Below are 11,635 nucleotides of genomic sequence, written 5' to 3' on the forward strand. Positions count from 1 at the left end.
TCTGCCACGGCCTTCGCGCCGTTCTCGCAGAACTCCGCGATGTGACGCTTGTCCTCCTCCGGCCACGCACAGCCGGGGCAGTCGAACCCGTCCTTCTGATTGATCTTCAACAGCGTCTGAACAGTGCGCTGAACGCCCATCTGCTCGTTCGAGATCTGCAGCGCATGCAGCACAGCGGGCACGCCCACCGCGACCTTCTTGCGGCCGGAGACGCGGACGTGAGCCTCGTCGATATCTGCTTTCGGGGGCTTCGTCGCCATGTTGCCATGCTACGCCTCGCGCAGCGAAGGTACCTATTGCAATAGGTAAATCAGCGTCGGCCCGTGCCGAACATCCCCCGGATGACCCCGTTGAGGATGGTCTGCGTCGACTTCGATCCGAGGATCTGCTCGAGCGGTGACTTCTCGGCGACACGGGAGGTGCGCGTCGTGCCGGACGTCTTCTTCAGCAGGCGCTCGTACTCCGCCTGCGCCTTCCTGTCGGCAGCGGCCTTCGCCTTGTCGATCGCCGCCTGCTGCCTGGCGAACTCGGCATCGGCCTTCGCCTTCGCCAGCGCCGCCTCCTCCGCGGCGGCCGCTTCGTTCGCGGCGTTCATGCGCGCCGTGAGGATCTCACGGGCTGATTCGCGATCGATCGAGGTTCCGTACTCAGGCAGCAGGGGGGATGCCGCCACCGCCGCGTCGATCGCGGCATCCGGGGTCGGTGACATCAGACCCTGCGGCGCGCGCAGGCGGGTCCACGCGACGGGCGTCGGAGCGCCCTCCTCGCTCATGACGGTGACGATGGCTTCGCCGGTGCCGAGCTCCTGCAGGACGCGCTCGAGGTCGTAGCCCGACCGCGGGTACGTGCCCACGGTCGCGCGAAGCGCCTTCGCGTCGTCGGGCGTGAAGGCGCGCAGGGCGTGCTGCACGCGCGAGCCGAGCTGGGCGAGGACGTCCGACGGGACGTCCTTCGGCGTCTGCGTCACGAAGAAGACCCCGACGCCTTTCGAGCGGATGAGGCGCACGGTCTGAACGATCGCAGCGGTGAAGTCCTTGGACGCGTCCTTGAAGAGGAGATGCGCCTCGTCGAAGAAGAACACGAGTTTGGGCTTGTCGAGGTCGCCGACCTCCGGCAGGATCTCGAAGAGCTCCGCGAGCAGGTACATCAGGAAGGTGGAGAACAGCGCCGGTTTGTCGGCCACCCCCGGCACTTCGAGCAGGCTGATGATCCCACGACCGTCCGGCGCCGAGCGGAGGAACTCCCGAACCTCGAATTCCGGCTCGCCGAAGAAGACGTCCGCGCCACCGTCGGCGAAGGTGATCAGCTCGCGCAGGATCACGCCGGCTGTCGCAGCCGACAGACCGCCGAGGTCTTTGAGCTCGACCTTGCCCTCGTCGCTCGTGAGGTAGCTCAGTACGGCCCGCAGGTCGGCGAGGTCGACCAGCGCCAGCCCGTTCGCGTCGGCATAGTGGAACACGAGTCCGAGGCTCGACTCCTGCGTCTCGTTCAGACCGAGCACCTTGCTCAGCAGAAGCGGTCCGAAGGCCGAAACGGTCGCTCGGACCGGAACGCCCTTGCCGATCCCGCCGAGGGCGAAATACTCGGTGACGGATGCCGCGGGCGTCCAGTTCTGCCCGATCGCCGTAGTGCGCGCCAGAAGCTTCTCGCTCGATTCCCCGGGAGTGGCGACGCCGGAGAGGTCGCCCTTGATGTCGGCCGCGAACACCGGCACGCCCTTCGCCGCCAGCTGCTCAGCGAGCCCCTGCAGTGTGCGCGTCTTGCCGGTGCCGGTCGCCCCTGCCACCAGTCCGTGGCGGTTCATCATGGCGAGGGGGATGCGGATCTGCGCCTCGGGCACCGCCGCGCCGTTCAGGAGCGCGCCGAGGTCGAGCGTCTCCGTGCCGCACGTATAGCCGGCGATCACCGCCCGCACCTGCTCGGCGTCGAGGGGACCGCCGAGAGGCTGCGCCGCTTCGACGGGCTCAGCGACCGCGGTCTGAGGGGTGCCCGAGCTCGCCAGAGGACCACCGGCCATCTGCGTCGCGTCGACGGGCTCCGCGATCGTCGGCGTCGGCGGCTGCGCACTCGTCACCCTCGCCTTCGCCGCCTCGGCCTCAGCAGCCGCGAGCGCCGCCCGCGCCTGCGCAGCCCGCAGCTGCGCTTCGGCTGCATCGGCCTCCGCACGAAGCCGCGCGAGCTCGGCCCCGGCGGCGGCGACGGCGGGATCGGGCCAGTCTGGCGCGGTCATGCGCTCAGCCTACTGAGAGCTCAGTTGCCGGACGTCTCTGCGCTCCCGCACCAGCAGCGGCGCGAACGCCCCCGCGATGAGCAGCACCATGCCCGCGCCGATGAGTGCACCGCCGATGGTGTCGCTGAGCCAGTGCGCGTGCAGCGCGGTGCGGCTGAGCGCCATCAGAAGCACGTACGCGATACCGATGAGCAGCACCCACAGTCGAGGGAAGAGGATGAACGCTGCGGTCGCCAGAGTGGCCGCATTCGCAACATGCCCCGAGGGGAATGAACCGTAGTCGACGATGACGATGATGTCTTCGGGCCGGGCGCGTCCGAACGCGTGCTTCGCGATCTGCACCGCGCCCGCGGAGGCCGCCTCCGCCGTCAGGAAGAACGCCGCCGACCAGGGTCGCCGAAGCAGGATGAGAGCGATCGCGCCGAGGATCGGGACCACCAGGACGCCGAACCACCCGCCGCCGATCCAGTCCATCACCCTCGCGAAGCCGGTGAGGAAGATGATCGGGTTCTGAACGAGAACCGAATTCCACCACGTGTCGAATGGGAACGGGGTGGGCAGCAGCAGGATCAGGGTGCCGAGTACGCACGCGGCCAGAATCAGGATCCCGCCCACCACGAACAGCAGCGTCCGGGTCAGCCCAGCCACTTTGACGATGTTCGTTTGCTCCATCGCCCCATTCTGCCCGGGACCGGCCCCGACGTCTGCTCGCGCGCCGAACGGCTCCGGCATGATATGAGGCCCGCCGGGCGGGCGGCGCGTCTGTGCCGGCCGCAGCCGGTGCACGAGCTGCGCCGGGTCAGGGGGTGAGTCGGCGCACGGTCCGCGGACGCACGATGAGCCACAGCGCCAGGACGCCGATGATCGCGCAGCCGAACATCACCGTCGCCATGCTGGTGGCCGTTATGCCGGCGTCGCGCGAGATCCACCCGACGATCGGCGAGATGAACCCTGCCACTCCGAAGTTGACCGCGCCGAGCACGGACGCGGCGGTGCCCGCGGCTTTCCCATGACGGTCCAGAGCCAGCACCTGCACGCACGGGAAGGTGAATCCACACGCTGTGATGAAGATGAACAGCGGGATCACCGTGCCCCAGAAGCCGAAGCCGAGCGCGTCGCACACGATGATGGCGGCCGCTGCCAGCACGAGGACGGCCGTGGAAACGGCGAGAACCCATTGCGGGCCGAACCGCGCCGCCAGGCGGGAGGCCGCCTGCACGCCCAGGACGATGCCGAGCGAGTTGACGGCGAACAGCATCCCGTACTGCTGCGCGTCGAAGCCGAAGCTCTGCTGGAACAGGAACGACGAGGCCGAGAGGTACGAGAACAGACCGCTGAAAGACATGCCGCCGATGACGAGCACACCGAGGAAGACCCGGTCGCTGAAGACGCTCTTGTAGCGCTGCAGGATGGTGGTGCTGCCCCTGTCATGCCGTCGGGCGCGAGGCAGCGTCTCGGGGATCAGGAAGATGGCGCACACGAGCATCACCGCACCGTAGATCGAGAGCACCACGAAGATTCCCCGCCAGGGCATGACCGCGAGGAGCGCCGAGCCGATGAGGGGGGCGGCCACCGGCGCGACGCCCGAGACGAGCGCCAGCCGCGAGAGCATGACGACGAGGCGCTTGCCTCCGAAGAGATCGCGGACGATCGCCATAGCGACCACCCCTCCGGCTGCCGCACCCATGCCCATGCCGACTCGGGCCACCATGAGCAGGTCGAGGGTCGGGGCCAGGGCGGCGGCGACGCTCGCCACCACGTGAAGCGCGGTCACGGCCAGGAGCGGGATGCGGCGGCCGACCTTGTCGCTGAGAGGACCCACGATGAGCTGCCCCAGCGCGAAGCCGATCATCGTTCCGGTCAGAGTGAGCTGGATCGCTGCGGCCGTCGTCTGGAAGTCGGTCTCGAGCACCGGGAAGGCGGGCAGGTACAGATCGATCGTGAAGGGCCCCAAAGCCGTGAGCGCACCGAGCAGGACGATGTACAGCACGCGGCGGCGATGCGGGATGGCATCGCCCGGGTGGAGCATGATCGGCGCCGTCGCGGGGTTGCTGCCCAGCGTGCGGATGGCACCTGTGGTCAGAGCCGGCGGGCGCGGAGCGGACGGCACGGCCGTGGACTCGGGCGCGGTCGGCGTCGTTGCGGAGGGCGTCGCGGCTTCGGGATTGCGAATGGGCTGCTGGGTGGGAGTAGACGCGGTATCGAGCACAGTGGTTTCGTTTCGGCGGCGCGGCGGGAAGCGTCGACACCGGTGGACCGGCTCAGGCGCCATTGGGGGGATCGAACCGTCCCGAATCGATTCGACACCCCATGATACCGGATGCCGGCGCGCGCTCCCTGTGAGCTGCCGCTGGCCTGCGCGCACCCTGTCGGCGGCCTCCCAGGCCCGGCCGCATGCGCTCGAATAAGATGGTCACACCACCAGATCGCAGCCCACCTTGCGGGCGTCCGAGCCGAGATCACCCTCACATGACCCCGACATCCCCGCGCCCGACCGCCAAGAAGACGAGCGGCAATCCGGCTACACAGGCCCAGATCGCCCAGACGGTCAAGCAGCAGCGCGAGCAGAAGCGCCAGGAGAAGCTGGCCGAGTACCAGCGTCAGCTCGCCAAGCGCCGCCGCGGAAAGCTCGTGTGGTGGACGGTCGGAACGCTCGTCGTGATCGGCGTCATCAGCGCGATCATCGCGTCCATCGTCTTCGCTCCGGCCGCAGCGCCCACGCTGAGCCCTGGAAACGGCGACGGCAGCGGTATCGAGGGCATCGAGACGTTCGAGCACACCTCGAACCACGTCGAGGGTGCCGTCGACTACGACCAGACTCCTCCGGCGGGCGGTGACCACAACGCGGTGTGGCTCAACTGCGGCATCTACGACCAGCCGGTGCCGAACGAGAACGCCGTGCACTCCCTCGAGCACGGCGCAGTGTGGGTCGCCTACGACGCCGCCGCCGTCAGCGATGCGGACCTCGACACCGTGCGCGCACAGCTGCCGTCGAGCTACGTCATCCTCTCCCCCTATGAGGGGCTCGACTCGCCGATCGTGATGAGCGCGTGGAACGCCCAGCTCAAGCTCGACTCCGCGGATGACCCGCGTGTCTCCGAATTCCTCACCACGTACTGGCGCAACCAGAACGCGCCCGAGCCGAACGCGTCGTGCTCCGGTGCGCTGGATGCTCCCGGCAAGCAGTAGCCCGCGATGAGTCGAGCAGCGCCCGCCGCCTCGGCGCCGCGGCGCTGGGTTCTCGTCGTACTCGCCTGCCTGGCGATCGGCGGGCTCGCGTTCGCGATAGGGCGCTTCTCGACGTTCGGAGTGTCAGCGTCGGCGTCCGCTCCCGCGAACGACTCCGCCGAGGCAGGCTTCGCGCGGGACATGCAGGTGCATCATGGTCAGGCGGTCGAGATGGCGATGCAGATCTACCGCACCACCGACGACACCGAGCTGCGCACGCTGGCGTATGACATCGCCACCGGGCAGTCCGCGCAGCGTGGCGAGATGTTCGACTGGCTCGTGCAATGGGGCCTGCCGCAGGCCGGAGAGCCGCTGATGAGCTGGATGGCGGATACGGAAGGCGCCCACGGCGAGCACGAAGCCGCATCGGGCGAGCCTCTCGACGATGCCGCGCTGCGCGCATCGATGGGAATGGCCACGGATGCCCAGCTGACCGAGCTCCGCGCCGCGACTGGCGCCGCGGCCGACTGCCTCTTCCTCGAGCTCATGATCCGCCACCACGAGGGCGCGATCCCGATGGCCGAGGCCGTGCTCGAACGGGGCTCGGAGCCGCGCGTGCTGGCGGTCGCGACGAGCATGAAGAACGCGCAGACCGCAGAGATCAGTGCGATGGAGAGCATCCAGCAGCGGCTCGGCTGCAGCGGCTGACGGATGACGACCGACCCACTCTGCTCGCCGCCGAGGAGCTCCTCGCTACAGTGAACGCGTGAGCGCCACTCCCGCCCCCGCACGGCACCGGCCGGTCCTGGTCACGATCGCGGTGGTGCTCGTCTACATCGGCGGGCTGACCAGTGCGGCCATCGGCATCCTGATCCTCCTCAGCCGGTACCAGGTGGAGCGGGCGGAGGTGCTGCCGGTGTCCCTCCTTGGGGCGGGCATCATCCTCTTCGGTCTGCTCACCCTCGCCGTCGCGTCCGGTGTCGCGCGCGGGCGGCGGTTCGCGCGTCTGCTGCTGACGATCTACCTCGCCGTCGCGGTCACCCTTGAAATCGTCACGATCGTGTCGACCGACGCGTGGGACTGGTCCGCGATCGTCGAGATGGCCGCGGACGCGTTCATCCTCATCGCGCTGTGGGCGCCGCCCGGGTCTCGCTACTTCCGAGACGCGTCCGTGGGTTCGGCCGAGGCCGCGGCCACCGCCTGATCGGGGGTGTCGACGGCAACCCGTCCGTTCGCTGCCCACGCGGCGAGCGATCGCGCGACGAAGCGGCGGTGGAAGAACCGCACGACCTCGATCGCACCGATGGTGACGACCGTCACGACGGCGACCAGATACGCGCACTCCTCGCCCGGATCGACCAGCTGGAAGAACTCGGTCGACAGCGGGATGGTGAAGATCACCACCAGCGCGATGAACATCGCCCCGATCACGAGCGCCTTGTAGCGGTTGATCGGGCGGGAGAGCACGGTGAGCACCCAGATGCCCACGACCGCGAGGATGATCGTCGAGCCGGTGCGAAGCTGCGCCTCGTCCACCCCGAGCGACATCGCGCCCAGGGTGTACAGCGTCAAGGCGACCGCGATGATCGCACCCGCCGGTATCGCGAAGCTCAGCGAGCGCTTCAGGAATCCCGGCACGTAACGCTGCGAGTTCGGCATCAGGGCGAGGAAGAACGCCGGGATGCCGATGGTCAGGCCGTCGGTGATCGAGAGCTGCCGCGGCAGGAACGGGAACTCCAGCACGAGGACTCCGAACAGAACCGCAAGGCCGGTCGCGTAAGCGGTCTTGGTGAGGAACAGCATCGAGACGCGCTCGATGTTCGCGATGACCTGCCGCCCCTCGGCCACGACGTCCGGCAGATGCGAGAACTGCCCGTCCAGCAGCACCAGTCGCGCAACGGCCTTCGTCGCCGCGGCGCCGGAGTTCATCGCGATGCCGATGTCGGCGGTCTTGATCGCCAGGGCGTCGTTGACGCCGTCGCCCGTCATTGCGACGGTGTGCCCGCGGCCCTGCAGCGCGACCACCATGCGCTTCTTCTGCTCGGGCGTGACTCGGCCGAACACCGTGTTGGCCTCGAGGATCTCCCCGAGCTCGGCGTCGACGTCGGGAAGCTTGCGGGCGTCGTACCCCGTCACGACATCGAGACCGACCTCGCGGGCGATCGCGGCGACCGTGCGCGGATTGTCGCCCGAGATGATGCGGACACCGACTCCCTGTGCCTTGAAGTACGCGAGCGTGTGCGCGGCGTCCGGCCGCACCTGCTCGCGGAATGTGAGCACGATCGCCGGGACGAGATCCGACGGGAGCAGCTCCGCCTCCACGTCGGCGTCGGTGAGCGCCACGTCGGAGTGCGCGAGCACGAGGGTGCGACGGCCGGTCGACGCCAGCTCGGTGACGGTGCGCCCGAGCTCACCGGCCCCATCGGAGGCGGCATCCCCGAACACCATCTCGGGCGCACCGAGCACCCAGGTGCCGTTCGCGTCGGCGAAGGCGACGGCGCTCCACTTCCGGGCGGACGAGAAGGGGATGTAGGCCCGCGCGGGGGGCGGGTCCGTCATGGGGAACGGCTCGCGCAGGCACCGGGCGGTGGCGTTCGCGTCCGGCGCGGCGCCGTACCAGGCCAGCGTCCGCTCCCACCCGGATGCCGAGCGGGCGAGCGGATGAGACCCGTCGAAGGCGATCTCGCCGCCTGTGAGGGTACCGGTCTTGTCGAGGCAGATGACGTCGATCCGGGCGAGCCCCTCGACGGCCGGAAGCTCGTTCACGAGCACCTGGCGCCCCGCCAGCTTGGCGGCTCCGACGGCGAACGCGATCGAGGTGACCAGGACCAGACCGAGCGGGATCATGGCGGTCAGCGACGCGATGGTGTTGACGACCGCCTGCACCCAGGTGCCGCTCTCCCACGCCTGCACCCAGCCGCCGGCGACCATCATCTGCGCATTGAGCACGAGCAGGCCGATCGGCCCGATCCCCCACCCGACCCACTTCAGGACGCGGTCGATCGACGTGCGCAGCTCCGAGGAGATCATCGAGAAGCGCTTCGCCTCGTCGGCGAACTTGTTGGCGTACGAGTCGGCGCCCACACGCGTGACCTGCGCATCGCCCTCACCCGCCACCACGACGGATCCTGACAGTGCCTCGTCGCCGTGATTCTTGTCGACTGCATCGGACTCGCCGGTGAGCATCGACTCGTCGATCTGGAGCGCCCGTCCGCCGAGCACCAGCGCGTCGGCCGGAACCTGGTCACCGGCCCGCAGGATGAGGATGTCGTCGAGCACCACGTCCGCCGGCGCCACCTCGAGCTCCTGCCCATCGCGGCGCACACGCGCGCGAGGCGCGTTGAGAAGGGCGAGTCGGTCGAGCTTGGCCTTTGCGCGGAACTCCTGGACGCAGCCGATGATCGCGTTGGCGAACGCCGCCAGACCGAAGAGCGCATCCTGCCAACGGCCGAGCACGAGAAGGATCAGGAAGCAGCCGCCGACGATCGCGTTGAACAGCGTGAAGACGTTGGCGCTGACGATGTTCCAGACGCTGCGGCTCGAATCCGCGGTGAACGCGTTCGTCTTGCCTGCCGCGATGCGCTCGGCGACCTGGAATTGGGTGAGGCCTATCGCGACATCGACGGGCGTCGGGCGGGCATCGACGTCGGGTGCGGCATCCATGGACGACACACTATTGCGGCGGGAGCGGGAGGGCGGCCGTGACCGCCCTCCCGTCACCTCAGCCCTTCGTCGCGCCGGCCAGCAGTCCGCGCACGAAGAACCGCTGCAGCGCGAAGAACACGATCAGCGGCACCAGGATCGACAGGAACGTACCCGCGGCCTGCAGGAACCACTGGTTGCCCCAGGTGCCCGAGAGGGCCGCCAGGGATTGAGTCATCGGCAGTGAAGACGACGGCGCGAATATCGTGGCGACGAGCAGGTCGTTCCACACCCAGATGAACTCCAGCACGGCGAACGACGCGAGTGCTGGGGCGGCGAGCGGAAGGATCATCCGGAAGAAGATCTGGCCGTGCCCTGCGCCGTCGACCCGGGCCGCTTCGATGACCTCGCTCGGGATCTCCGCAATAAAGTTGTGCAACAGGAACACCGCGAGCGGCAACGAGAAGATCGTGTGCGCGATCCACACCGTCGCGAAGCTGTGGTCGATCTCGCGAAGCTCCAAACCGGGGAAGATCATCACGTCGTTGATGGTCAGTCCGCGTGAGAACAGGCTCAGCAGCGGAACCAGCGCCATCTGCAGAGGAACGATCTGCAACGCGAACACCCCGATGAACAGCAGGTTCTTGAACTTGAAGTCGATCCACGCGAACGCGTACGCGAGCAGCGACGCGACGGCCAGCGAGAACGCCACGACGGGGATCGTGATCGCCAGCGAGTTGAGGAACGACTCGGCCAGGGTCAGCGTCGTGCCACCGGAGGTCAACGCCGCGGAGTAGTTCCCGAGCGAGAAGTCCGGATTCGTGAACACCGTCCACCAGCCCGACGTCTGAGTGTCGGCCGGTGGGCGGAACGAAGTGACGAGGAGGCCGAAAGTGGGAATCGTCCAGAAGAAGGCGATCACGATCGCCGCGATCGTGGCTCCCTTGGAGGTGAGCCGCTTCTGCGCGAGCTTCTCGTGCTTGCGCGTTTCGCGGGCGACCTCTCGCGCTGTCCTCGCGTCGGGGAGCGGCTCGATGGGTACGGTGCCGATGGTCATCGGATCTCCCTCTGCTTCCGGATCTGAATGACGTTGAAGACGATGAGCGGTACGACGAACAGGAACAGCACGACCGCCAGCGCTGCGGAGTGTCCGTAGCTCTGGAACCGCTGCTGCTGGTTGACCATCTCGAACGCGAGCACTGTGGAGTTGGAGCGACCGCCCGTCATCACCGCGACGACGTCGTAGATCTTGAGCGCGCCGATCGCGACCGTGGTGACGACCACGACGATCGACGACCGGATGCCGGGGAGCGTGACGTTGCGGAACCGCTGCCACGCGTTGGTCCCGTCCAGTTCGGCCGCTTCCATCTGCTCGATCGGAACGGCCTTCACGGCGGCGGAGAGGATCACCATCGCCAAGCCCGTCTGACTCCAGATGAACACGACGAGCAGGCACAGAGTGTTGAAGAGCGGCTCGACGGCGAGCCACGATATCGGCTCGCCACCGAAGGCGACGACGACAGCGTTCAACAGGCCGATCTGCTCTCCCTGACGGACGTCGTACATCAGCTTCCAGATGATGCCCGCGCCGACGAACGAGATGGCGAACGGCATGAAGATCAGGATCTTCAGAGCCTTCTCGCCCCGAGCCTTGTCGATGAACACCGCATATGCCAGCCCGATCACCGTGGCGAACGTAGGCGCGACGAGCACCCAGATGACCGTGTTGATCACCGACCAGAAGCCTTCGGGGTTGGTGAAGGTCCAGATGTAGTTCTCGAGGCCGACGAAGTTCGCACCCGTCTTGTCGAAGAAGGATTGGATGATGGTGGCGATGGCCGGGTAGATCAGGCCGATGAGCAGCAGGATGATCGCCGGCGCGCTGAAGATCACGAGCTGGAAGAGATAGCCCGCACCCTGGCGAGCCCGCAGGTCTGCGTAGAAGAGCAGAGCACCCAGGATCACCGCGATGAGGACGACGTAGATGACCGCGCCCTGATACGGGCGCAGCAGCATGAACGCGACCACCGGGATGATGAAGCACGCTGCCACGCGCAGCCAGAAGTATCCTCGACCGGCCCTCGGCGCGTATTCGATGAGCAGCAGGATCAGTGCGACGACTGCGCCGAACGCCAGCAGGACGATCGGGATCTGGACGATGGGCCCCAGATCGCCCAGCCACCGGAAGAAGCTGTTCAGCGAGAAGCCGAGCGAAACCGGTCGAGGGTCCTCCTGCGGAGGCCGGGTCACCATGAAGAGGAACAGCGCGACGATCAGGATGAACCCGCCGGCGACGACCAGCATCGTCGTCCGGTGTCGTCGGCTTTCTCGCTGGCGCCGTTCCACGGCGTCCAACTCCGATCTGTTGGGAGCCGGCGTGGTCCCGGTCTCCACCTTCACGTCAGACATGGATCCCCTTCCGAGTGCGTCCTTGGACTCTTGGATGCCTCACTCCGCGGCGCGCATTCCGCGAGGGAGGCTTTGGGTCGGCGCGAGCGGGGCCACCATGTCGATGGCCCCGCTCGTCGCCGTGCTGCTAGTTCTCGTAACCCGCCTGGATGTCGCTCAGGACTGTGGCGGTGTCCTTGCCGTCGA

The 11,635-nt window shown here is 67.8% G+C and carries 9 protein-coding genes and 1 pseudogene; 3 read left to right on the forward strand and 7 right to left on the reverse strand.

What is annotated here, in order from left to right:
- From VFX99_RS13935 to VFX99_RS13950, 4 genes and pseudogenes are all read right to left on the reverse strand, one after another.
- Positions 1 to 260: pseudogene (locus tag VFX99_RS13935) on the reverse strand (hypothetical protein); the annotation flags it as partial.
- Positions 261 to 310: 50 nt separating this feature from the next.
- The gene (locus tag VFX99_RS13940) at positions 311 to 2,230 is read right to left on the reverse strand and encodes a helicase HerA-like domain-containing protein (RefSeq protein WP_329666893.1); all 1,920 of its coding nucleotides are present in this window, start codon (positions 2,228 to 2,230) and stop codon (positions 311 to 313) included.
- 9 nt (positions 2,231 to 2,239) lie between these two features.
- Positions 2,240 to 2,902, reverse strand: a complete 663-nt coding sequence (locus tag VFX99_RS13945) for a phosphatase PAP2 family protein (RefSeq protein ID WP_329666894.1) — start codon at positions 2,900 to 2,902, stop codon at positions 2,240 to 2,242.
- A 127-nt stretch (positions 2,903 to 3,029) separates the two neighbouring features.
- Entirely contained in the window at positions 3,030 to 4,439 is a 1,410-nt protein-coding gene (locus VFX99_RS13950; RefSeq protein WP_414684393.1) for a Bcr/CflA family efflux MFS transporter, read from the reverse strand.
- Between the two features lie 260 nt (positions 4,440 to 4,699).
- On the opposite strand from VFX99_RS13950, the gene VFX99_RS13955 reads away from it, so the two are divergent.
- From VFX99_RS13955 to VFX99_RS13965, 3 genes are read left to right on the forward strand one after another with little or no spacing between them, the layout of a single operon-like run.
- Positions 4,700 to 5,419 (forward strand): DUF3105 domain-containing protein, encoded by a 720-nt coding sequence (locus VFX99_RS13955; RefSeq protein ID WP_329666895.1) that lies wholly within the window; start codon positions 4,700 to 4,702, stop codon positions 5,417 to 5,419.
- 6 nt (positions 5,420 to 5,425) lie between these two features.
- Positions 5,426 to 6,106 carry a DUF305 domain-containing protein gene (locus VFX99_RS13960; RefSeq protein WP_329666896.1) on the forward strand — a complete coding sequence of 227 codons (681 nt, stop codon included), beginning with the start codon at positions 5,426 to 5,428 and terminating at the stop codon, positions 6,104 to 6,106.
- Positions 6,107 to 6,164: 58 nt separating this feature from the next.
- Complete coding sequence (locus tag VFX99_RS13965) at positions 6,165 to 6,602, forward strand: hypothetical protein (RefSeq protein ID WP_329666897.1); 438 nt, start codon at positions 6,165 to 6,167, stop codon at positions 6,600 to 6,602.
- Here VFX99_RS13965 and VFX99_RS13970 read toward each other — a convergent pair.
- From VFX99_RS13970 to VFX99_RS13980, 3 genes are read right to left on the reverse strand one after another with little or no spacing between them, the layout of a single operon-like run.
- A complete protein-coding gene (locus tag VFX99_RS13970; RefSeq protein WP_329666898.1) occupies positions 6,551 to 9,061 on the reverse strand; it encodes an HAD-IC family P-type ATPase in 2,511 nt (836 codons plus the stop codon). The genes VFX99_RS13965 and VFX99_RS13970 overlap by 52 nt on opposite strands.
- A 58-nt stretch (positions 9,062 to 9,119) precedes the next feature.
- On the reverse strand, positions 9,120 to 10,097 hold the full coding sequence (locus VFX99_RS13975) for a carbohydrate ABC transporter permease (protein WP_329666899.1): 978 nt from the start codon (positions 10,095 to 10,097) through the stop codon (positions 9,120 to 9,122).
- Positions 10,094 to 11,449, reverse strand: a complete 1,356-nt coding sequence (locus VFX99_RS13980) for a carbohydrate ABC transporter permease (RefSeq protein ID WP_414684394.1) — start codon at positions 11,447 to 11,449, stop codon at positions 10,094 to 10,096. Before VFX99_RS13980 ends, VFX99_RS13975 begins: the two co-directional genes overlap by 4 nt.
- Between the last annotated feature and the right edge of the window lie 186 nt (positions 11,450 to 11,635).

Origin of the sequence: Microbacterium sp., assembly GCF_036277215.1 — a bacterium.
GTDB lineage: Bacteria > Actinomycetota > Actinomycetes > Actinomycetales > Microbacteriaceae > Microbacterium.